The 22,874-nt window shown below is 50.8% G+C and carries 22 protein-coding genes; 10 read left to right on the forward strand and 12 right to left on the reverse strand.

Going from position 1 to position 22,874, the window contains the following annotated elements:
• Positions 1-2 precede the first annotated feature (2 nt).
• Both AC3QL0_RS15800 and AC3QL0_RS15805 read left to right on the forward strand, forming a co-directional pair.
• Positions 3-698, forward strand: coding sequence for a helix-turn-helix transcriptional regulator (locus AC3QL0_RS15800; RefSeq protein WP_493009330.1), 696 nt, complete (start codon positions 3-5; stop codon positions 696-698).
• Positions 699-717: 19 nt separating this feature from the next.
• Positions 718-1,083: a VOC family protein gene (locus AC3QL0_RS15805; protein WP_493009331.1), complete on the forward strand. Its 366-nt coding sequence runs from the start codon at positions 718-720 to the stop codon at positions 1,081-1,083.
• A 46-nt stretch (positions 1,084-1,129) separates the two neighbouring features.
• Here the strand turns inward: AC3QL0_RS15805 and fmt are convergent, their stop codons facing one another.
• Positions 1,130-2,080 (reverse strand): methionyl-tRNA formyltransferase, encoded by a 951-nt coding sequence (gene fmt / locus AC3QL0_RS15810; protein ID WP_493009332.1) that lies wholly within the window; start codon positions 2,078-2,080, stop codon positions 1,130-1,132.
• Between the two features lie 6 nt (positions 2,081-2,086).
• Positions 2,087-2,599 carry a peptide deformylase gene (gene def, locus AC3QL0_RS15815; RefSeq protein WP_135863966.1) on the reverse strand — a complete coding sequence of 171 codons (513 nt, stop codon included), beginning with the start codon at positions 2,597-2,599 and terminating at the stop codon, positions 2,087-2,089.
• Between the two features lie 163 nt (positions 2,600-2,762).
• Between def and dprA the strand changes: the two genes are divergently transcribed.
• Positions 2,763-3,908, forward strand: a complete 1,146-nt coding sequence (gene dprA, locus AC3QL0_RS15820) for a DNA-processing protein DprA (protein WP_493009333.1) — start codon at positions 2,763-2,765, stop codon at positions 3,906-3,908.
• Positions 3,909-3,947: 39 nt separating this feature from the next.
• Positions 3,948-4,403: a hypothetical protein gene (locus AC3QL0_RS15825; protein WP_493009334.1), complete on the forward strand. Its 456-nt coding sequence runs from the start codon at positions 3,948-3,950 to the stop codon at positions 4,401-4,403.
• Here AC3QL0_RS15825 and AC3QL0_RS15830 read toward each other — a convergent pair.
• Both AC3QL0_RS15830 and AC3QL0_RS15835 read right to left on the reverse strand, forming a co-directional pair.
• Positions 4,400-5,416 (reverse strand): amino acid ABC transporter substrate-binding protein, encoded by a 1,017-nt coding sequence (locus AC3QL0_RS15830; protein ID WP_493009335.1) that lies wholly within the window; start codon positions 5,414-5,416, stop codon positions 4,400-4,402. The genes AC3QL0_RS15825 and AC3QL0_RS15830 overlap by 4 nt on opposite strands.
• A 95-nt stretch (positions 5,417-5,511) precedes the next feature.
• The gene (locus AC3QL0_RS15835) at positions 5,512-6,195 is read right to left on the reverse strand and encodes a YggS family pyridoxal phosphate-dependent enzyme (RefSeq protein ID WP_493009336.1); all 684 of its coding nucleotides are present in this window, start codon (positions 6,193-6,195) and stop codon (positions 5,512-5,514) included.
• A gap of 179 nt (positions 6,196-6,374) precedes the next feature.
• On the opposite strand from AC3QL0_RS15835, the gene AC3QL0_RS15840 reads away from it, so the two are divergent.
• The 5 genes from AC3QL0_RS15840 to AC3QL0_RS15860 all read left to right on the forward strand — a co-directional run bounded on the left by AC3QL0_RS15840 (position 6,375) and on the right by AC3QL0_RS15860 (position 10,855).
• A complete protein-coding gene (locus AC3QL0_RS15840; RefSeq protein ID WP_493009337.1) occupies positions 6,375-7,649 on the forward strand; it encodes a Glu/Leu/Phe/Val family dehydrogenase in 1,275 nt (424 codons plus the stop codon).
• 124 nt (positions 7,650-7,773) lie between these two features.
• The gene (locus AC3QL0_RS15845; protein ID WP_493009338.1) at positions 7,774-8,553 is read left to right on the forward strand and encodes an ABC transporter ATP-binding protein; all 780 of its coding nucleotides are present in this window, start codon (positions 7,774-7,776) and stop codon (positions 8,551-8,553) included.
• A gap of 83 nt (positions 8,554-8,636) precedes the next feature.
• Positions 8,637-9,446, forward strand: coding sequence for a transporter substrate-binding domain-containing protein (locus AC3QL0_RS15850; protein ID WP_493009339.1), 810 nt, complete (start codon positions 8,637-8,639; stop codon positions 9,444-9,446).
• A gap of 12 nt (positions 9,447-9,458) precedes the next feature.
• Complete coding sequence (locus tag AC3QL0_RS15855) at positions 9,459-10,172, forward strand: ABC transporter permease (RefSeq protein WP_135864759.1); 714 nt, start codon at positions 9,459-9,461, stop codon at positions 10,170-10,172.
• Positions 10,169-10,855, forward strand: coding sequence for an ABC transporter permease (locus AC3QL0_RS15860; RefSeq protein ID WP_493009340.1), 687 nt, complete (start codon positions 10,169-10,171; stop codon positions 10,853-10,855). Before AC3QL0_RS15855 ends, AC3QL0_RS15860 begins: the two co-directional genes overlap by 4 nt.
• A gap of 6 nt (positions 10,856-10,861) precedes the next feature.
• On the opposite strand, the gene AC3QL0_RS15865 is transcribed toward AC3QL0_RS15860, so the two are convergent.
• From AC3QL0_RS15865 to AC3QL0_RS15875, 3 genes are read right to left on the reverse strand one after another with little or no spacing between them, the layout of a single operon-like run.
• Entirely contained in the window at positions 10,862-11,830 is a 969-nt protein-coding gene (locus AC3QL0_RS15865) for a pseudouridine synthase (protein WP_493009341.1), read from the reverse strand.
• A 3-nt stretch (positions 11,831-11,833) separates the two neighbouring features.
• Positions 11,834-12,832 carry a TAXI family TRAP transporter solute-binding subunit gene (locus AC3QL0_RS15870; RefSeq protein WP_493009342.1) on the reverse strand — a complete coding sequence of 333 codons (999 nt, stop codon included), beginning with the start codon at positions 12,830-12,832 and terminating at the stop codon, positions 11,834-11,836.
• A 5-nt stretch (positions 12,833-12,837) separates the two neighbouring features.
• Complete coding sequence (locus tag AC3QL0_RS15875) at positions 12,838-13,128, reverse strand: acylphosphatase (RefSeq protein WP_493009343.1); 291 nt, start codon at positions 13,126-13,128, stop codon at positions 12,838-12,840.
• Positions 13,129-13,155: 27 nt separating this feature from the next.
• Here AC3QL0_RS15875 and AC3QL0_RS15880 point away from each other — a divergent pair, with 27 nt between their 5' ends.
• Complete coding sequence (locus AC3QL0_RS15880; RefSeq protein ID WP_493009344.1) at positions 13,156-15,045, forward strand: putative bifunctional diguanylate cyclase/phosphodiesterase; 1,890 nt, start codon at positions 13,156-13,158, stop codon at positions 15,043-15,045.
• Between the two features lie 10 nt (positions 15,046-15,055).
• On the opposite strand, the gene rmuC is transcribed toward AC3QL0_RS15880, so the two are convergent.
• The 5 genes from rmuC to AC3QL0_RS15905 form a co-directional block, all read right to left on the reverse strand.
• The gene (gene rmuC, locus AC3QL0_RS15885; RefSeq protein ID WP_493009345.1) at positions 15,056-16,432 is read right to left on the reverse strand and encodes a DNA recombination protein RmuC; all 1,377 of its coding nucleotides are present in this window, start codon (positions 16,430-16,432) and stop codon (positions 15,056-15,058) included.
• A gap of 2 nt (positions 16,433-16,434) precedes the next feature.
• Positions 16,435-17,409: a LysR family transcriptional regulator gene (locus AC3QL0_RS15890; RefSeq protein ID WP_493009346.1), complete on the reverse strand. Its 975-nt coding sequence runs from the start codon at positions 17,407-17,409 to the stop codon at positions 16,435-16,437.
• A gap of 34 nt (positions 17,410-17,443) precedes the next feature.
• Positions 17,444-18,274 (reverse strand): 3-methyl-2-oxobutanoate hydroxymethyltransferase, encoded by an 831-nt coding sequence (gene panB / locus AC3QL0_RS15895; RefSeq protein ID WP_430221275.1) that lies wholly within the window; start codon positions 18,272-18,274, stop codon positions 17,444-17,446.
• A gap of 195 nt (positions 18,275-18,469) precedes the next feature.
• Positions 18,470-21,154 (reverse strand): aconitate hydratase AcnA, encoded by a 2,685-nt coding sequence (acnA, locus tag AC3QL0_RS15900; protein WP_493009347.1) that lies wholly within the window; start codon positions 21,152-21,154, stop codon positions 18,470-18,472.
• 520 nt (positions 21,155-21,674) lie between these two features.
• Entirely contained in the window at positions 21,675-22,844 is a 1,170-nt protein-coding gene (locus AC3QL0_RS15905) for a YncE family protein (RefSeq protein WP_493009348.1), read from the reverse strand.
• Between the last annotated feature and the right edge of the window lie 30 nt (positions 22,845-22,874).

The following is a 22,874-nucleotide window of genomic DNA, read 5'->3' on the forward strand; positions in this document are numbered from 1 at the left end:
TTATGCATAGATCTGAACGACTACTCGCCTTGCTGCAAGCCTTACGCCGCAGACGTCATCCAGTGAGCGGCCATGTACTAGCCCTCGAACTGGGCATTAGCCTGCGCACACTTTATAGAGACATTGCCTCACTACAAGCACAGGGTGCAGATATCCAAGGTGAAGCGGGTGTGGGCTACGTATTACGCCCCGGCTTTATGCTGCCACCGCTTATGTTTTCTCAGGCAGAGTTAGAAGCCCTATTGTTAGGGGTACGATGGACGGCCAAGTTCGCAGATGCTCAGTTGGTAGACGCCGCACACAATGCGCTTGCCAAAATATCCGCTGTACTCCCTGACAACCTTCAACACGAACTAGACAGCACGACGCTCTTGGTAGGCCCCCGCCACATCGACGATACGGAGGTTGTGGATATGGCAGCCATTAGAACTGCCATCCGGCAAGAACAAAAAGCGGTACTGCACTACCAAGACGCCGCTGGCATTCGTAGTAGCAGAATCGTCTGGCCCTTTGCGCTTGGCTATTTTCCCACCACTAGGGTGCTGGTAGCCTGGTGCGAAAAACAAAACGATTTCCGCCATTTTTCTACCCACAAAATTCTGAGCTTTGAAGCAATAGAGCTTCGTTTTCCTCAACATCGCTCAGCCCTGCTTAAACAATGGAGACAACGCGGCCTAGATGTGCGCCGCTCTCCGTAATCTCGCCGGTCATCACGCTATGAACCCTGTTTCGTACTTTGAAATCCCCGTACTGGATCTACATCGAGCCATGCAGTTTTACAGCACTGTTTTTGGCTCGCAATTCGAACAAGCCTCGGTAGACGGCAATGAAATGGCCTTCTTCATGTATGACGATGCGCTACCCGGCGCAAGCGGAGCATTAGCTCAGGGTGACAGTTATGTGCCCAGCCAATCGGGGGTGCGCCTCTATTTCAATGTCTCTGACATACAGCAAACCGTAGAACGTGCTCTCTCTGTAGGTAGCACATTGCTGTATCCCATTACGCCTGTAGGTGAGTTTGGTAGCGTCGCGGAAATTACAGACTCTGAGGGTAACTGCATAGGCCTACACGCTGCACCATAAAAAATAGCCCGTTTAACGGGCTATTTTCTTCTGCGAGTCTATGCGCTTACGCTCTGGACCAGCCTTGTACAAAGCTGCTCACTGGCTGACGCTTGCTGCCAGGACGCTGTAGTTCGGTAATACGCAAAACACCCTCTGCGGTGGCTACATCAATGCCGTCTGCTGTCGCCGCAAGAATCTGACCTGGTTCAGCAGCACCGTTAGCCACGGCAGGCAATGCTTGAGCACGCCACACCTTAACCAAGCCCTCTATGCCATCCAAGGCCATGGTAGAACCCAGCATAGGATCAAAAGCTCGTATGCGACGCTCCAATGCCACAGCAGATTGCGTGAAGTCCAAAGGCGCTTCGGTTTTCAGCAGTTTTTCGGCGTAGGTAACGCCCTCTTCAGGCTGCTTCACCGCTGTAGGTGCTGTGCCATCTGCCAGTTGCTGCAGTATTTCTACGATGCATTCCGCGCCCATCTGGGTAAGCTCGTCTTGCAAGCTCGCACCTGAGTGATCGGGGCGTATATCCATAGCGCGCACCAGCAACATGTCGCCTGTATCTAGCCCGGCATCCATTTGCATGATGGTGATACCAGTTTGCGCATCACCCACTTCAATCGCACGCTGAATAGGTGCAGCACCACGCCAACGCGGCAGCAAGCTCGCATGAATGTTCAAACACCCATACTTAGGCAAGTCCAACACCCATTGCGGCAAGATCAGGCCATAGGCAGCCACAACCATGACATCGGGCTGAACAGCTTGCAGCGTACGTAAAGCAGCTTCGGCGTCTTCGGGATATTTACCATCCAAACGCAAACTTTGCGGCTGGGCGACCTCTATGCCATGTGCCAATGCTGCTTCTTTCACAGGGCTTGGGCGCAGTTTCATGCCACGCCCAGACGGGCGATCGGGCTGCGTCATCACCAGAGGAACCTCGTGGCCTGCAGCCAAAATAGCCTCTAGCGCCTGACGCGCAAACTCGGGGGTGCCCGCAAATACAACGCGCATACTGATTTATACCTTCTCTGCTTCGCGTTTCTGCTTGCGTAGACGGGTACGAATGCGGTCTTGCTTCAGGTTAGACAAATATTCCACGAACACCTTGCCCAGCAAGTGATCCAGTTCGTGCTGCACACATACAGCCAGCAAACCATCGGCCTCGAACTCGTAGCTTTCACCTTTTTCGTTCAGAGCACGTACACGCACTTGTGCGGCACGTTCTACTTTGTCGTAAACGCCAGGCACAGATAAACAACCCTCTTCGTACACGCGACCTTCGTCGCTGCTCCAGATAATTTCAGGGTTAATCAGTACGTGTAAGTCATTACCCTCTTCGGATACGTCAATGACTACCACGCGCTCGTGCACGTCTACTTGGGTCGCCGCCAAGCCCACGCCAGGAGCATCGTACATGGTTTCAGCCATGTCCTTCACCAATTGGCGAATGCGATCATCCACTTGCGCAACAGGTTTTGCCACGGTGTGCAAACGAGCATCAGGATATTGGAGTATAGGAAGTAAAGCCATTTAGTCGGTACACAAAAACGATACTTAAAAAGGTATTTTAAGCCATCATGCGTTATGTAGACAGTCATTGCGTAGGTAACAGGCGCTACATCCTTACAAATACATGGATAATGGCAACACTTATGGCCATTTTTTGTGCTGATTTCATGGCACACTTCGCTACATGATGTCCACCACCGACCTTTCAAATTCCGAACTGTATTACTGGCTGCGTCTCAGTTTTGAGCCGTCTATAGGCCCAGCACAAGCACGTGCATTGCTGGCCCATTTTGGACTACCGCCCGATATTTACAGCCAGCCAATAGGTATGCTGAGCAAGCTACTGCCCAGCAATCTGGCCGCACAATTGAAAGCCTCGGCCAGTGCTGAAATAGAAGATCACATTCAACACGCCTTGGAATGGGCTACCACCACGCCCAATCACATCATCACCTTGGCTGACCCTGACTACCCACAAGCCTTGCTGGAAAGTCATGACCCACCGCTATTGATTTACGCCAAAGGTAACAAGCAACTGTTGAACGTGCCTAGCTTGGCCATTGTGGGCGCTCGCAGCGCCACACAAGCAGGCAATGAAAACGCCTATGCCTTTGCCAAACACCTCACGGAACTAGGCTGGAGCATTGTCAGTGGTTTGGCCAGCGGCATTGATGCCGCCGCCCACGCAGGCAGCTTGGATGCTGCTAACCCGCACGCCAGCACCATCGCCGTACTAGGCACTGGGCTAGATATTATTTACCCGGCACGCAATCGTGATCTGGCGCATCGTATTGCCCAACACGGCGTGCTACTCAGTGAGTTTCCATTGGGTACGCGCGCACTTCCCTACCATTTTCCACAACGCAATCGCATTGTGGCAGGGCTAGCCGCAGGTGTGTTAGTGGTAGAGGCAGCCTTAAAAAGCGGCTCATTAATCACTGCCAGACAAGCTCTGGAAATAGGTCGCGAAGTCTTTGCTATCCCCGGCTCTATACACTCCCCCTTAGCCAGAGGGTGCCACCAGTTGATACGCCAAGGAGCAAAGCTGGTGGAATCTGCCGAACATATACAAGAAGAAATCGCGCATAAAAACCCTAGCCTTTCCCAATACGCCATGCCGATTAAACCTCGCGCTCCTGCTCCTGTTCTACCCTCAGCACAACAGCAGATTCTGGATGTCATGGGCTTTGACCCCATCAGCCCAGAAGCCATCCAACAACTTACTAGTATGGACCTGGCTACGCTCGCCACCCATTTACTGGAACTAGAGCTGGCAGGTAATATTGCCCTGTCGCAAAGCGGCCATTACCAACGTATCACCGCTGATTAATCCCACTACACCTTTTTAGCTTTTTGCCTGAGCCGCCTCATGACCTCTCCTATTCCCGCTACCTTACTCGCTGAACTGGGCCCGTTACCCATACAAGGCAGAGCATGGCCCAAAGCCATCGCTTGGTTGGCATGTTTAGTTGTTATCGGGATTGGTGTACGGTTGGTGCTGACGGCATCTGGCCCACACGGCCAAGGTGTTAGCCCTATGATCATCGCAGCGATTGTGATGGCGTATGCGGGGATTATTGTGATGGCCTGGTACATGTACCATGGTCAGACACGCATCACTGAAGAAGGAATTAGCCAAAGCTGGCTATTCAAACGCCACATTGCATGGCAAGACATTCGACACGCCAAATTCGTGCCTATGCTGTTCTCTAAACGATTGATCTGCTTTCCTGTACGCGGCAGACCCGTCACATTTCAAGGCAGTGACCAGGACGTGCAAATCGCTTTTGCTCGCATCGCCCTGGCCTACCGACATAAGGCTTAGCGCACAGGCAAGCCGTACATCAAACCACCGTCAGTCCACAACGCGTTCAAACCGCGTTTGATCTGCAATGGGCTACCTTCACCTACAGTGCGGTTAAAGCTTTCGCCGTAGTTACCCACTTGTTTGATGATGTTGTATGCCCAGGTTTCGTCCAGACCCAAGTTTTTACCTGAACCTGCTGTCACGCCCAACAAACGTTGAATATTTGGGTTTTTGCTGTCCAAATGTGCATCTACGTTTGCGGAAGTTAGGCCCAGCTCTTCAGCATTCAGCATCGCTTGCAGTGACCATTTCACAATGTTCAGCCATGGATCGTCGCCTTGGCGTACGAAAGGACCCAGAGGCTCTTTGGAAATGATTTCTGGCAATACCACGTACTCTGCAGGGTTAGCTGTGCGTGAAATACGGATGGACGCCAAGCCGGATGCATCGGTCGTGAACACATCACAACGGCCAGATACGAACGCGTTAACCACTTCGTTGAACTGGTCGTACACCACTGGTGTGTACTCTACGTTGTGAGCACGAGCCCAGTCAGCCATGGTGTTTTCGTTAGACGTACCAGTCTGCATACATACTGTGGCACCGTTCAAATCTTTAGCGCTCTCTACACCTAAAGATACAGGCACCAAGAAGCCCTGACCGTCGTAGAAGTTAATACCAGCGCTGATCGCACCTACAGACGTATCACGTTGCTGTGTCACGGTTGTATTACGCGCCAGCACATCAATCTCGCCGGACTGCAATGCTGTAAAGCGCTGTTGCGCGTTCAATGGCACTGCTTTAAATTTTTCCGCATCACCCAAGGTTGCCGCAGCCACGGCACGACATACATCAATGTCTAGACCTTCCCATTCGCCCTTGTCGTTAGGAGCAGAAAAACCAGCAAACCCTGTGGTCACACCGCATGCTACGTAGCCGCGTGCTTTCACCACATCCAGTGTTCCTGCCTGTGCTGCCGACATCCCCACAACTGCTGTGGCTACTGCTGCCACAATCTGTTTTAAATGCATCTCTGATCTCCTTTCTTACCATAATGGTGTGCAAGCAAAATAGTACCGCAGCCTATGCGTCATTGCGGAAGTATTAGTTTATGGCTAACGGGTATTTATACGTAGTCACGATGCCCGAATAACGCCGATCCAATACGTAGCTCGGTACTGCCTTCCTCTATAGCCAGCACGTAGTCTTGACTCATGCCCATAGACAGCCTGTGCACGGCGTACCCTGCATCTAAGGCCAACTGTTGCGCCAACCTAGCGGCTCTAAAACAACGACGCACTTCCGCTTCATCATCGGTTTGCGTAGCCATGGTCATTAGACCCTTCACCTGCAAACATGGATAGTCTGTTTTCAGCTTCTGCAAAAAAGCGATTAACTCTGCGGGTTCCAAACCTGTCTTGCTCGCTTCGGCAGCCGTTTTAAGTTGCACCAGCACATCTAGCGTGCGCCCTTCTTGTTCCAAACGTTTATCTAGCGCCTCGGCTAAAGATTCTCTGTCCAGCGACTGCAACTCACTGACGTAGCGAGCTACATCGCGTGCTTTGTTACTTTGCGCGTGCCCAATCATTACCCATTCAAACTGCTGATCGGGCATGTTTTCACAACGTTGGCGTATATCCGGCAAACGATTTTCACCAAAGCGACGCAAGCCCAGCGCGGCTGCCTCTAGTACTTTAGTGTCATCAAAGGTTTTGCTGACCGGCAATAACGTCACTTCAGACGCATCACGACCAACGTTATGACAAGCTTGCTCAATATTGTGCCTAATGGCGGCAAGACGTTGCTGCATAGTGCTTTACCAAGAATATGTGTAATCAAATAACAGGACTGACCATGACTATTGAATCATAGGTCTGGGGTGTACGTATCTTGTACAGGGTTGCGACACACCACAAATGGCGTAAAAATGAAGCACTGCCCAAAGAGGCAGATCACAATCTTTACAACAACACTATTTATAGCACCGTAATGTCGCAACTTCCTTCTTACTTATCGCCAGATAATCCCGGCCCTTGGGCTGTGTATCTGGAACAGGTAGAGCGTGTCACGCCCTACCTAGGCAAACTATCCCGCTGGGTAGACACTCTAAAACACCCTAAACGCATTCTGACGGTAGATATTCCTGTCGAGTTGGACAATGGCACCATTGCCCACTTCGAAGGCTATCGCGTACAGCACAACATGGCACGCGGCCCTGGCAAAGGCGGCATACGCTTTCACCAAGACGTAACCTTGTCTGAAGTGATGGCACTGTCGGCGTGGATGTCCGTGAAATGCGCGGCCGTTAACGTACCATTCGGTGGCGCCAAAGGTGGGATTCGCATCGACCCACGCAACTACTCCAAACGCGAGCTGGAGCGTGTCACGCGCCGCTACACCAGCGAAATCACTGACATTCTTGGCCCTAACCAAGACATTCCTGCACCAGATGTCAACACCAATGCCCAGACCATGGCCTGGATTCTGGACACTTACGCCCAGAAAACCGGCCAGCTCAGCACCGGCGTCGTAACGGGTAAACCGCTGGCATTGGGTGGTAGCCTAGGCCGCGTAGACGCTACTGGCCGTGGTGTGTTCACTGTTGCCGCCGAAGCCGCACGCGATCTGGGCATCAACCTAGAAGGCGCACGTATTGTTGTGCAAGGCATGGGTAACGTGGGTGGTACCGCCGCTAAACTATTCGCCGAAGCGGGCGCTAAAGTGATTGCAGCACAGGATCACACAGGTACTATCTACAACGCTGCTGGCTTAAACGTCACCGCCGTTTTAGAACATGTACGTAGCACGGGGGGTGTCGCCAATGCGCCCGGCAGCGAAGCCTTAGCCAATGACGACTTCTGGACACTGGAAAGCGAGATATTAGTGCCTGCCGCTCTGGAAGGCCAAATCACCGCTAAAAATGCTGCCTCTATTCGCACACGTATCGTCGTGGAAGGCGCTAACGGCCCTACAACTCCTGAAGCCGATGACATACTCACCCAGAATGGTGTGTTTGTAATCCCTGACGTGCTGGCCAATGCGGGGGGTGTCACCGTGAGCTATTTTGAGTGGGTACAGAACTTCTCCAGCTTTTTCTGGGATGAAGAGCTGATTAATCGCCGCTTAGAAAGCATGATGCGCAATGCCTACAAAGATATCTCTACTATTGCCCGTCAACATGCCATCAACCTGCGTACAGCCTCATTCATTATGGCCTGTTCACGCATCTTGGAAGCCCAAGAGTTACGTGGTCTATATCCCTAAATAGCCACTGCAAAAGCGGTGCTTTCGCTGCATCTGAGCATGAAAGCACCGTAATTTCGGCAATAATGCCCCAGACTCTTTATAATTATCTGTTTGGCATTTATTTTCCGCCCGAGATTATCACGTGAGTACCCCTTCTAGCCCCTATGCCGTACAGGTTCATGATGTGCATAAAGCCTTTCAAGACAATGAAGTCCTGAAAGGAATTTCGTTTACTGCACAAAAAGGTGAAGTGGTTTCCATCATCGGTGCATCGGGTTCCGGAAAAAGCACGTTGCTACGTTGCATTAACCATTTGGTGGTCCCCGATCAAGGCGACATCCACATTGGAAATGACGTATTGCGTAGCAAACGTTTGCGCAACGGCACTATGGTGAGCGCGGACCCCAAACTGTTGGAGCAAGTACGCCGCCGCTTGGGCATGGTGTTCCAAAACTTCAATCTATGGTCACACCGTACTGTGCTGCAAAACGTGATAGAAGGCCCTGTGCATGTAAAAAGCATGCCCAAAGCCCAAGCACAGCGCTACGCCATGGAGTTACTCGACAAAGTAGGCCTTGCCGACAAAGCGGCGTCCTACCCAGCACAATTGTCTGGCGGTCAGCAGCAACGCGTAGCCATTGCCCGCGCGCTGGCAATGGACCCTGAAGTCATGCTGTTTGATGAACCCACTTCGGCCCTAGACCCAGAAATGGTGGGTGAAGTGCTGCGCGTCATCAACGATTTAGCACGCGAAGGCCGCACCATGATTCTGGTCACACATGAAATGCAATTTGCGCGCAATGTGTCTGGCCATGTCATCTTTATGCACAACGGTCGTATTGAAGAATACGCGCCGCCAGAGGAACTGTTTGAGAACCCGAAATCCGAGCGTTTACGTCAGTTTCTAACACCATCGCACTAAACAGTGGGTGCGATGGCATTCACCCTTTACAATGCCTTTTCGCCGTGGACGTCCCACTGCGCCTTTCAAGGGAGACTACACTCATGAAAATTCTGAAAAAAGCGGCCGTTTGCGCCAGCTTTGCCCTTTTGGGTCTGGGCAGCGTCAACGCCGCCACCATGAAAATCGGTACAGAAGGTGGTTACCCACCATGGAGCATGGTTGATGCTACTGGTACCGTAACGGGTTTTGATGCAGACGTGGGCGCAGCCCTCTGCGCACAGTTGGGTAACGACTGTCAATTTGTGGTTCAAGCTTTCGACAGTTTGATTCCATCCCTGAACGCTAACCGTTTTGATTTGATCATCTCGGGTATGTCTTACACCCCTGAGCGTGCAAAACGTGTGAACTTCAGTATCCCTTACGCTGTAGAAGACGCGATTTTCGTTTTGCCAGCTAACAGCGACCTGATCAAAGCCACTGACAGTGAAAGCATTTTCAAAGGCTTGGACGGTAAAACCATCGGCGTACAAGGCGGCACAACACACGGTGCGTACCTGAACAAAGTGGCTCCTAAAACCACCGTTCGCAACTACGAAACACTGGATCAGATGCAAATCGATTTGGACGCTGGTCGTCTAGACGGTACGTTTGCTGATCTGACATCGCAATCTCGTTTCCTGCACAAAATGGATAACAACGAGTACGCGCTAACTGAATACGTTATCAAAGGCTCTTCCGATCCTGAAACACTGGGCTACGGTATTGCGGTGGGTATTCACCCTGACAACGCAGAGCTGAAAGCTAAAGTCGACACCGCACTGTGCGAACTGATCAATAACGGCACCATGAAGACCGCAAGCGAAAAATGGTTCGATATTGATATCGCTAACTACGACGTCTGCAAAAAGTAGGTCTGAATTACCATGCTGGACACCATGCTGCGCATTTTGCAGGAAGGCTGGGGCACTATGCTAGTACGCGGTGCCATCATGACTGTATTCATTGCCTTTTTTGGCATGTTGTTGGGTACAGTGATAGGCATAGCGGGTGCCAGCATCAAAGTTCGAGGGCCACGGTGGTTAAGTTGGCTGATTAGCCTGTACACCACCGTGGTACGCAGCATTCCTGAGCTGCTGATTATCTACCTACTGTTCTTTGGTAGTATTCAAGCCGTTTCTGATTTGGCTGCTTTCCTACACTGGCAAGAAACCGTTAATAAGTGGTTCCCTGCCTTAGTAGGTATCTTGGCCATAGGCTTAATTGCCGGTTCCTATAGCGTTGAGGTCTTTAGGGGTGCGTTACAAGCCATTCCTGAAGGTCAGCTCGAAGCAGCACGCGCCATAGGCATGTCGGCCCGCAAACGCCTATTTCGCATTACCTTGCCGCAAATGTTCTGGTATGCCCTACCGGGCGCCAACAACGTGTGGCAAACCGCTCTCAAAGATACTGCATTGATCTCCCTAGTGGGATTGATCGAGTTGATGCGTGCCGCCGTATTAGGTGCTGCCGCCACACGCGAACCCTTAGCCTTATACCTAATGGCCGCTGTACTGTATTTCTTCATTGGTGCCGCAAGCCAAGGTATGTTTGTCTGGGCTGAGCGCCACTTTGGCCGTGGTATGAGGACAGTCGCATGATAGACATGGAACTGTTTGACTACACCGTCACCAATCTGCTGAAAGGCTTTGGTACCACCCTGCAAATTGGGTTACTTGGTATTGCCTTATCGCTATTAGTGGGTATGGCTCTGGCATTAATGCGTGTGTCTGGTAACAAGCTTGCCGTGGGTTTTGCCTTTGGCTACAGCACCGTATTCCGTGGCACCCCCTTGTTGGTGCAGCTGTTTATTCTCTATTACGGTTTGGGCACGCTGGGCTTCATCCGCCACACCCCTGCCCTATGGTGGATATTCAGTGATGGTACGCGTTGTGCCATCTTAGCGATTGCACTAAACAGTGGCGCCTATATTGGTGAAGTGTTTAGGGGCGGCTTTCAGTCCATCCCTAATGGCCAAATTGAAGCCGCCAAAGCCATAGGTATGCGCCCGTTCAAACGCTTCTGCCGGGTGAGCTTCCCTTTGGCCATACGCCAAGCGCTGCCTGCTTACAGTAATGAAATCATCTTGGTCATCAAGGGCACAAGCTTAGCATCCACCATCGCCGTGATGGATTTAACCGGTCACGCCAAACGCTTGATGAACCAAAGCTATGCCATCATCGAAACCTTCATGATTGCTGGTTTGCTGTATTTGGCCATCAACTTCACCCTGCTCGCCATTGTGCATGTCATCGAACGTTGGCTACACATTGCCAAGCGTTAAGCACACTTAACGCTTAGGTAACGCCTCTAACTGTCGCTGACTACGGAATTCCCTGTATTCACCATCCACAGGGTCTACAAACGCGATGCGACGTGCCAGTAACTGCAACGGCAGACTGTAATCGTCTATAGGTCTGGATTGATCCCAATACGGGTAGTAGCTGTCATTCAAAATAGGACTACCTAGACTACTCATGTGCATACGCAATTGGTGCTTACGCCCTGTAGTGGGCTGCAAACGGTAATGGCACCACCACGACCCATCTTCCATCTGCCAGCGTGATAACTCCTCTATGTAGGTCTCGCTGTTTGCCTCTAAGTCATCACGCTCACGCACTAGGAACACCCCTTTCAAGGCCTCTATATGGCTGCAATAGTGGCTGGGTAAACTAAGCTTTAGCCCTGCTGGTGCAATAGCCTCGTATTCTTTCTGTACATCACGGCTCTGAAATAAGCTTTGGTACAACCCTCGATACTCCGGCTGCACACAAAACAGCAGCACCCCTGCCGTATCCCTATCCAGACGATGTAGCGGCGTAATATCGGGGTTATCAAATTGTGCACGCAAACGCACCAAGGCTGTTTCTTTCAGGTAGCTACCAGACGGTGTAGTCGCCAAGAAATGCGGCTTATCGACAGCGATTAAGCGGTCATCCGCATACAGTATAGGCATCTCGAAAGGCACGATCGCCTCATCCGCCACCTCGCGGTAGTACCACAACCATTGACCCGGCATATAAGGCGCATCTAGTGCTTGCGGCTCGCCGCTATCGTTCACCACATCGCCACGTTCAATACGCTGCTGTAAGGCGTCGGGATCCAAGTATTCAAAACGCTGCAGCAAAAACTCACCCAAGGTGAGCCATGCACCTTCAGGCAACCACACTCGACTTGGAGAAACGCCTTCTTTAGTAGGTAAAGGCGCAATAGGCGCACGACGTCGTGGCCCATCGCGCGTAGTGTTCAGGTCCTGCATAACTTAGTTCTTCACCCAGCCTTGTTCGCGGAAATAACGTAATGCACCAGGATGCAAAGGCATGGACAAACCATCTTTAGTCATACGTTGCTTATCCAAATATTCTAAAGAGGGGTGCAGGCGTTTGAAATTATCCAAACCACCAAAGATCGCTTTGGTCATATCATAGACGCGCTGTTCCTCTACATCGGCACGTGTGACCACCGTCGATAACACACCGTATGTAGGTATATTGGCGGGGTTATTGGCATAAAGACCGCCCGGAATATCTACCTTGGCGTAGTAGGCGAAAGTATCCACCAATGTGTCTACCACCTCGCCTGTCACTGGTACCACTTGCGCACCACACAACGCAGCCGGGTCTTGTACCGAAGCAGAGGGATGACCCACACTCAAAATGAAAGCATCAATTCTGCCGCTACATAAGGACTCTGTCAGTTCGTCAGCACGCAGTTCAGTGGTTCTAGCAAAGAACCCATAATCTGTGCCCATAGCACCCAGCAGTTGGTCCACCGCAGCACGTGCCACCGACCCAGGGTGACCGATGTTGACACGCTGACCTTGTAAGTCTTCGAAGCTCTTAGCTTCTAACTCCTTACGCGCCACAATCGTGACTGACTCGGGGTGCAGCGAAAACATGGCGCGCAATGGCTCATAGGGCCCAACGGCCACAAACTGTGCATCGCCCACATAAGCGTGGTTCGCAATATCTGACTGCACCATCGCAAAGTCTAACTCGCCGGTTTTCAGGGCATTCATGTTAAATACCGAGCCGCCCGTCGCGTCCACTTTGCAGATGTATGGTGTTTCTAGTATGGCCCGGCTCAACATTCTGCACATTGCACCGCCCACAGCGTAATATACGCCCCCAACACCACCCGCACCTATACTCACCACTACCGCGGGTGTGGGCTGTGATGTAGCCTGCGAAATCACTGCTATGCCACTCAGAATGATGGCGAGTCCAAACCTTAAAAAACCGCTACTAAATCGTTGCACCATGATCTTTATCGTATTTGAAAATGCTGGTATCGTCTGTCATCGTATGAACGTATAACCTGTACATGCTCTACTCGCGCGTGCTCTGGGCCTTGGTACAGCCATGACAGTAACCTATCAATTTTGTCCGTCCCACCTTGTAACAGTAACTCCACTGAACCGTTCGGAGCATTACGAACCCAGCCAGTCAATTTGTGTAAATGTGCATGTCGCGCAGTGGCGGCACGAAAGCCTACGCCTTGCACCTTGCCCGTTACCACTACCTCTACTGTTTCACTATCCAGATCCGACTCAGACATTATCTCTACCCTTTTACTGCGCTTACGGTGATCGCTATTCCTACCACCATTAAATCCATACTTTACAGCGTATTATTATGCTTTAGTAGCGCATCCTGGGCCACTGCAGGCGATGCAGCGCACTCACATGTCTGGCTCTGGGGAGCCTGCCTAGTTTTAGGGGCTCTCTTTGTAGTCAGTACGTTTTTACTGCTGCTACAACACCGTACCTTACGCTGGGCACAAGCCGAGTCCAATAGCAATCTACAGCTAAAAGGCATTCTGGATAACATCGACGCCCTGATCACCATCAAAGACGCCAACCTGGAATATCTGCATGTAAATAAAAAAGCCTGCGACTTTTTTAACATTACTGCGACACAAGCCCTAGGTAAACGCTTTGATGATATTTATGCTTCGACGCAAGAGCAAACTAAAAACCGTAAAAGTGATCTACAGGTGTTGCTACACGGTGATCACCTGAGCATGGAAGAGCAGTTCATTAATGCACACGACAAGCGTATTAGTACCTTCTTGTCGGTGAAATTCCCGCTACGCGATAAGCACGAACATATTACTGCTGTCTGCAGTATTTCGACAGACATTACCGCTTACAAAGCCATACGTGATATCAATCATCAGCTGATTTTCTATGATCTGCTGACTGAATTACCAAATAGACGCCTGCTCTTGAACCGTTTGGAAAATCTCTTACTTACCGCTCGCAGAGATCAACAAACCAGTGCTATTTTGTTCATTGACTTGGATAATTTCAAACACATCAACGACGCCCGTGGTCACCATATAGGTGACGAACTGCTGAAAAAAGTGGCGCGACGCTTGATGCGCATGATGCGCCAAGATGACTCCGTCGCCCGCATTGGCAGTGATGAGTTTGTGGTAGTGCTCACCAAGCTTTCGGCAGACCCCGATGCCTATTACAGTACCACCGAAGAAGTCAGCACCCGCATACGTAGCGCGTTGGAAGCACCCTATTTTATTAATGGCCAAGCCTACCTACTAAGCGCTTCTATAGGGGTGGCATTTCTGACGACTCACAGTGTAGGTACGGAAGACGTATTGCGTGAAGCTAACGTTGCCATGCACCGCGCCAAAGATAACGGTAGAAATCAGGTCACTTTTTACGAACCCACCATGACGCAAGAAGCTGAATACCGAGTCAGCATAGGCCGTGACCTCAGCTACGCCATTGGCTCTGATCAGCTAAAAGCCTATGTGCAACCTCAATTCAATGCACAACAAGAAACCGTCGGTGTAGAACTACTGCTGCGTTGGCATCACCCTGAGCGTGGCTGGATTACACCTGAGCGCTTTATTCCCTTAGCAGAAGAAAGCCAGTTGATCTCTAAATTAGGCGACTGGTTACTGGAACAAGCTTGCGCATTACTGTTGGCGTACCCCACACACCATTTCACTGTCTCGGTGAATATCAGCCCATCGCAGTTTCGTGATCCCAGCTTATTGCAACGCATAGAACGCACGTTGGATGCGCGCAAAGCACCTGCCCATAGACTGATCTTTGAAATCACCGAAGGCATGTTAATGCAGGATCCCTACCAAACCACCACCTTGATGAATAGGCTGGTACAACGTGGGATTCGTTTTGCTATTGATGACTTTGGTACTGGCTATTCCAATTTGGCCGCCCTAAAACGCCTGCCATTGTACGAGTTGAAAATAGACCGCAGCCTCATTCATGATGTGGACACTGACCCTGATAGCGCCGCCATCGTTAGGGCCGTCTTAGCCCTAGGCCAACAACTGCGTTTGCATATTGTGGCCGAAGGGGTAGAGACCCAAGCACAAGCAGATTTCTTAGTTCAGCATCAGTGTTCGGCTTTACAAGGCCACTTATACGCAGAAGCCATGCCTCAAGAACAATGGCGTGAACTCTTATCTAGTAAACCGCAACCCTAACCCTGCACTATTACGCCCTATCATCGCCTTCTGGTGCACCAGGCTCTGGCTCAATACTGTCTAAACGGTAAAGCTCCACATCATGCTGTTGGCTATCTAACGCTGGCAGCATCTTGGTGCTACGCGCTGATAACTCTTTGAATCGCTGCAGCTTGCCATACACCCCTTGCTGCCCAGACAACGCCGTCACGGTACTGTTGAAATGGCCATTCATTTGGCGCAGACTTTCGCCCATACGCTTGAACCTATCTGCCAACAACACCACTTGGTCGTGCAAATCAGCAGCACGTAACCCTAGCTCATGCGCTTGTTCATTGCTACGCACAATCATCCACAAGTTCGCCACCGTACGCAGCACCGGTAGCAACGTGGCATGCGATACCAACATCACATGGCGTTTCATACCATACTCAAATAGCTCAGGCTGATGACGCATAGCCTCTATGTACGCCCCTTCAACAGGCACGAACATAAAAACAAAATCAGGGCTACTCAAGCCTGGCAACTGGTCATAGCGCTTGCCAGACAAATCATCCATGTGATGACGCATCGCCCGCAGCAAGTTATCCATATGCTGTCCACGCTCTGCATCGTCTTCAGCACGTACGGCACGCTCGTAGTCCACCAACGAGGTTTTGCTATCTAAAACCATATGACGATTTTCAGGCAGCTTGATCAAGAAATCAGGGAAGCGCTTATGCCCATATTCTGTTTGCAAAGCAGCTTGGCTAAGAAAATGCTCACCACGCACCAAACCTGCAGCTTCTAAGGTACGTTCTAACTGTAACTCGCCCCAAATACCGCTCAGCTTTTTATCCCCTTTTAAGGCTTTGGATAAATGCTTTGCCTCAGACGACATCTGTAAGCCTATATCCAGCACACGCCGAATTTCCGCTTCCAGATTTACCTGTCCTTTAAGTGACTGATCGTGCAGTTGGTTAACCCGCTGCTGAAACGACGAAATTTGTTCCCTGAAAGGTTGCAAAAGTGCCTGCAATGCTTGCTGGTTGCTCTGCTGAAAACGTTGGCCTTTTTCTTCCAGAATCGTGTTCGCCAGATTCTGGAACTCGGTTTGCATCAGTTGCTTGGATTGCTCCAAGTTGTGCTCCAACCGTTGATAGGCCTGTTCTTTTTCATCATGTCTAACTTGCAGCTCAGCGAGCTGCTTGTCTAACTGTCGCGCATCTGACTGGCTTTGCTGCCACTGCGCTTCCAGATACGCCGCCCTATCTAGGCTTTCATCCAGTCTATCTTGTACATGCTGAGTTTGTTGTCTGGCCAAGCGCAGGGCTGTGTGTCGTCCATACAGTAACAACAGTGCTATCACCAGCCCCACGCCTAGCAATGGAGTCCAAAAAGGGGCTAATGTCGCCAACCAACTACTCACGCTTATTCACTCACTGATAATTCAGGAAACGGATCATGTTCCTGCGGCAACCCACTATCATCACCAATAATAAAGCGCGGCACGCTTTCCACCACAAACTGGCGTAAGGCCTCGATCAATACAGGCGCTTCCGCATGTAAGGGCCTATCAATATGACTGATCACCCCTATCATGGCAGGAATGTAGTTTTGTATTTCTCGCACCACCACGCCATCCATGGGGTAGCAGGCAGCCAAATAGGGGTCCAATATACCAACACCCAGCCCCACCCGTACCATGCTCAATACGTTGACCGAACTTGCAGTTTCTATACGGCGCAGTTCGTTAGGATTCGCATGAGCACGCATCAATGCGGTAGCTTGTCGGTAACGCATACGATAACGATGGAACACTGACACCACCATCTGATCTTCAATGGTGGATAAATCAATCACTTCGTGATCCGCCAGCACATGCCCCTCTGGCAACGCCAGCATATATGGTGCTTGCCCTGACCAATGCAAACGGTTGGTGCCCAAATCTACTGGTAGGCTGGTCAACCCTATATCGACTTTGCCTTCGCTTACCTGTTTAATCACCTCATCAGGCAACAAACTATCTATAAACAGTTTCTGCTGGAAGAAAGGTTGTTGTTGCTCTAACAAAGCAATCACCTGAGGCAACACACTCAGAGACAGGGACGGTGTAGCCGCCACCCGTAACGGACGGCTTAACCCTTGTGCAATATCTCGTGCCCTAGCGTCCAACACTTCCAGACCTGCTAGGATTGGCCTTACTTCCTCATAGAACTCCCTGCCCTTTTCCGTCAGTTTGACGTGGGGACGGGTACGATGAAACAAGGTAAAACCCAGTCTTTGCTCTAAGTCTTGAATCTGACGGCTGACTACCGGCTGCGAACGCTCTAAGAGACGTCCCGCAGCCGTGACACTACCCGCCGTCAAAACCGCAGCAAAAGCCTCCAGTTGACGTATTTCCATGCGTTGATTGTCTCACCCTGACGGGTGATCATAGTTATTCAGCGTTACGTTTCACGCCAAAGCAATTTTCCAGCCCAGGGAAGCTGCCATTACGTACAGAATCTGCGTAGGCTGCTGCTGCACCACGAATTACCGCACCCGCATCAGCGAATGTTTTGGCAAAACGTGGAATATGCCCATCACCTAAGCCCAGAATATCTTCCGTTACCAGAATCTGACCATCACATGCTGGTGATGCGCCAATCCCAATAGTAGGAATGCGTAGATCTTCTGTCAGGCGACGCCCCAATGCTTCGGCCACCCCTTCCAACACTACTGCAAAAGCACCTGCTGATTGATGGGCCAACGCATCGTTATAAATACGCTGCGCAGCTGTATCGCTCATACCTTGAGCCTTGAAACCACCCATGGTGTTGACGTACTGCGGCATCAAGCCTACGTGCGACAACACGGGAACACCACGCTCCACTAAAAAGCGAGTGGTTTCTGCCAATGCTTCTCCACCTTCCATTTTAACGGCGGATGCGCCGCTATGTGCCAACATATATGCCGCGTTACGGAATGCCTGCTCTGGCGACTCTTGGTACGAGCCGAAAGGCATGTCTACCACCACACATGCATGTGAAGTGGAACGTACCACCGCACGTGCATGGGCAGTCATCTGCTCAACGGTAATGCTTAGGGTGTCATCCATGGCGTAGCCAACCATCGCTGTGGAATCCCCCACTAGGATCATATCCATGTAAGGGTCTAGCTGTCGGGCTATAGGCGCAATATAAGCCGTTAATGAAACTAGCTTCTGGCCTCCTTTGCAAGCCATTAGTTCGGGAACTGTACGACGCTTAATTTGGCTGTGTACACTCATGAATAACTCCTGTTGACTACATGTTTCTTGTTAATAGTGCCGATGCAAACCAGCTTCTGGTTTCGGCAAACAGTGCCATATTTCCGAAGAAATATGGCACTGCACAATACAAACCATAGCACCAAATTTGCAATACGACACGCACTCTCTACATCATGGGTGCCATGGTTAATCTCAGTCGCTCATATCCAACATTCACAGCAGGCTGCGCAATACAAACTGCATAATGCCTCCGTGGCGGTAGTAGTCTGCCTCGGTAGGCGTATCAATACGTACCACCGCCTCAAAAGAAACCTTGCCCGCTTGTACGTGCACTGTTTTAGGGATACGGCCCTCGTTCAATGCCCCTACACCGGTGATGCTAAATACTTCTTCACCAGTCAGACCTAGCGATGCAGCATTTTGTCCGTCAGGGAACTGCAGCGGCAACACGCCCATACCAATCAGGTTGGAACGGTGAATACGCTCGTAGGATTCGGCAATCACAGCACGCACACCCAACAATGCCGTACCTTTGGCTGCCCAGTCACGTGAAGAACCTGAACCATACTCTTTACCTGCCAAAATCACCAATGGTGTATTGGCAGCCAAGTAATGCTCAGAGGCTTCGTAAATGGTACTGACCGGCCCGCCAGCTAAAGTGAAATCACGCGTAAAGCCGCCTTCGGTACCCGGAGCCAGTTGGTTACGCAAACGTACGTTAGCAAACGTGCCCCGAATCATAACTTCATGGTTGCCTCGGCGGGAACCATACGAGTTGAAATCCTGCTGTGTCACGCCATGCGCCAACAAGTACTCACCTGCTGGAGACACTTTGCTGATGTTACCGGCTGGACTTATGTGGTCAGTCGTTACCGAATCGCCCAACAAAGCCAATACGCGTGCGCCCTGAATTTCTTGCACCGGAGACGGTGTCTTAGGCATATTCTCGAAATAAGGCGGATTACGTACGTATGTTGAAGCAGGGCCCCACTCAAACTGTTTGGTTTTTGGCGTAGGCAGATCACGCCAGCGCTCATCACCAGCAAACACATCGGCATAGCCTTTGCGGTACATGTCGGTCGCGATGACAGCACTTACCACCTCTTGAATCTCAGCAGTGCTAGGCCAGATGTCTTTGAGGTACACCGGATTCCCTGATTTATCCACAGCCAGAACGTCGTTCATCAAGTCGATGTTCATGGTACCAGCAATGGCATAAGCCACCACCAGCGGTGGAGACATCAGGTAGTTCATTTTCACCTCGGGGTGGATACGACCCTCGAAGTTACGGTTACCCGACAATACCGATACCACGGTGAGATCGTGCTCATTCACGGCTGCACTAACTTCTGGAATCAGCGGACCAGAGTTACCAATACATGTAGTACAGCCGTAACCCACCAAGTTAAAGCCCAACGCGTCCAGCGAATCGGTAAGTTTGGCTTTATCTAGGTAATCAGTCACCACTCTGGAGCCAGGTGCCAAACTGGTTTTCACCCATGGCTTACGTGTAATACCCAGCGCGTGCGCTTTTTTCGCAACCAAACCAGCTGCCACCATCACACTAGGGTTAGAGGTATTGGTACACGAGGTAATCGCCGCAATCACTACTGCGCCGTCATCCAGCTGGAAGGACTGACCATCTGCCAATTTCACAGGTGCATGACGAACCTCAACAGCCTGATTACGTGACTGATACAGTGCAGTCAGATCTTTGTGGAACGCAGGTTTTACGTTGCTCAACACAATACGGTCTTGCGGACGTTTAGGGCCTGCAATAGATGGCACTACTGTGGACAAGTCTAGCTCCAGACGCTCGGAATAACGTGGCTCGTGCTGAGGGTCGTGCCACAGACCTTGAGCCTTAGCATAGGCTTTCACCAGCTCAATTTGCTCGGCTGAACGCCCTGTCAGCGCCAGGTATTGCAGTGTGACGTCATCAATAGGGAACATAGAAACGGTAGAGCCGTATTCGGGGCTCATGTTCCCGATGGTGGCACGGTTAGCCAACGGCACCGCTCCCACGCCAGAACCATAAAACTCTACAAACTTACCCACCACACCATGTTGACGCAGCATATCAGTGATGGTCAGTACCAAGTCGGTAGCAGTCACACCATCTTGCAGTTGGCCCGTTAACTTAAAGCCCACTACTCGAGGAATCAGCATAGAAATAGGCTGGCCCAACATGGCTGCTTCAGCCTCAATACCACCAACACCCCACGCCAATACACCCAGACCGTTCACCATAGGGGTGTGCGAGTCTGTACCCACACAGGTGTCTGGATAGGCTTCTTGTATGCCATCTTCGGTACGGCTAAACACCACACGCGACAAGTACTCCAAGTTCACTTGGTGGACGATACCGGTACCTGGGGGAACAACACGGAAGTTATCAAAAGCACTTTGGCCCCAGCGCAAGAACTCGTAGCGCTCAAGGTTGCGATGGTATTCAATTTCTACATTACGACGGAAAGAATCATTGTGGGCAAAGTCATCCACAATCACCGAGTGGTCAATCACCAGTTCTACTGGTACCAGTGGATTAATACGCGTCGCACTACCGCCCAAGGCCGACATGGCTTCGCGCATTGCGGCCAAATCCACTACAGCAGGCACACCAGTGAAATCCTGCAGCACCACACGGGCAGGACTAAACGCAATTTCCTTATCGGGTTCGGCACTAGGATCCCAGGAGGCCAATGCTCGTATGTCTTCTGCTCGTACGTTCACACCATCTTCGGTACGCAACAGGTTTTCCAGCAATACCTTCAAACCGTATGGCAGGGTTTTGACGTCCAAACCGTCGCCCTTTACGGCATCAAGTCGGTATATACGATAATCCTGATCATTCACACGCAACGAGGCTTGCGCGCCAAAGCTGTTCACGTTACTCATACCGCATCTCCAATTTCTGGTTACACACTACTGGAAACCCTGAAATGTTCTGCTGCATAACACCACAACCGTGGTCGCTCAGGGCATGGTGATACCCAGAACTTGCAGGGCCAGCCTATGGCCACCGTTACTGCCGTAAGAACAACTGCATACTGTACGCACGTAATGCCACATCATGCTTGTTCAGACATAACAGAATCATCGCCACACGCTACAAAGTCTGGCTTGGACTACACCTCATCAACACGACTGTTACCCTACAGCCGTTTGTGGGTACATAACACCAAGCTATTCCTATATAGTTTATAGAAAAAACGGAGTTCTGCCCAAATGCCATACGCAAATATATGGGTTCTACCTGAGAGCTAACATGGAAATTATTACTTTTTAATACAATAAGTTAGTGCACCCCACCTAAAAACAAACGCCATACCCTTGCCACTGTCAGGGTATAGCGCTTGCTCTGCCATTTCCTACTCAGGTTCCGTCACACTGAACAAGGTATGCAAAGTCTGTAAAGTTACTCAAATGACAGCTTCGCTACGCTTTCGTTGCTACCTTTGCCTGCTTGCTCACCGTTTTTAATACTGACGTATACCGCACCAGTTTGAGGGTCCAACCGTGGTGTATTCGGGAAATCTGGCACAGCCACACTGTGTAGCTCCCTATCATTGTCGTTACGGTCGTATACCGTCACCGTGCCAGACACGCGGTTAGTCACGAACAGGCGTCCACGCTCTTCATCCAGCACCAAGTTCACTGGACCAGTACCTGTAGGAATGCTTTTCTCAACTTCACCCGTAGTTGGGTTAATCACCACCACACGGTTGCCCGTGCCACGCGGTTTGTAATCCAGCTTAGCAAGATTCGTACGCACACCATCTACGTTAGAACCGCCTTGGTCAATCGCCAAAATACGGCCTGCCTTGTTATCAAACACCATGTTCAACAACTGGTCGGCTTGTACTTCCATCACACGATCCAGCTCCAAGGTTTTGGCATCCACCACAAAGACTTGGCCTTGCATGTTGGCGACATAAACTTTGCCCAGTTTAGGGTCCATCGTCACGCCTGCTGCACCAAAGCCAAAGCCTGGCATCACTTTTTCTACTGCCAAGGTTTTGAGGTTCACCACGTACAGCGAGCTGTCATCAATCCAAATACCCGGTGCGAACAAACGACCTGTGGTGTTATCTACCAGCAGTTCACGCAGGTTGTGTGGATAACGTACGGTAGGTTTGCCATCAAAGCCCAGCGCACTCACTTTTTCAGCCAACTTGGCCACACCCACTACATGGTTAGTACGTGTATCAATCACCGTTACGGCAGCATCAAAGGCATTGCCTACGTATAAGCGGTTATTGTCATCATCCAGGGTGACGCCCAAACCGGGGAAATCCAACGCAATTTCAGCCTCTACCGCCAACGTATCCGGATTCAAACGGAAAATCTTCGGGGTGGCTGCACCTTCGCCCTGACCGCCCACCGATGCCACAAACACAGCACGCTGTTTAGGCGAGTAGGCCAATTCGTATAACGCTGGTGCAATGGCTGCACGCACCACTTTAGGAGCTGCTACTTCTGCCGTCATGGCACTTCCTTGTACTGAGGTGGCACGAAAATCTTTAGACCCCGCGCATCCTGCTATTAATGCTGCTACCACTACGGTAGAAATCATTGCTACTTTCATGTTTACCTCGATGTTTTGTTATGTCACCAA

It is taken from the genome of Paenalcaligenes sp. GW821-LYS-B07-1, assembly GCF_058803365.1.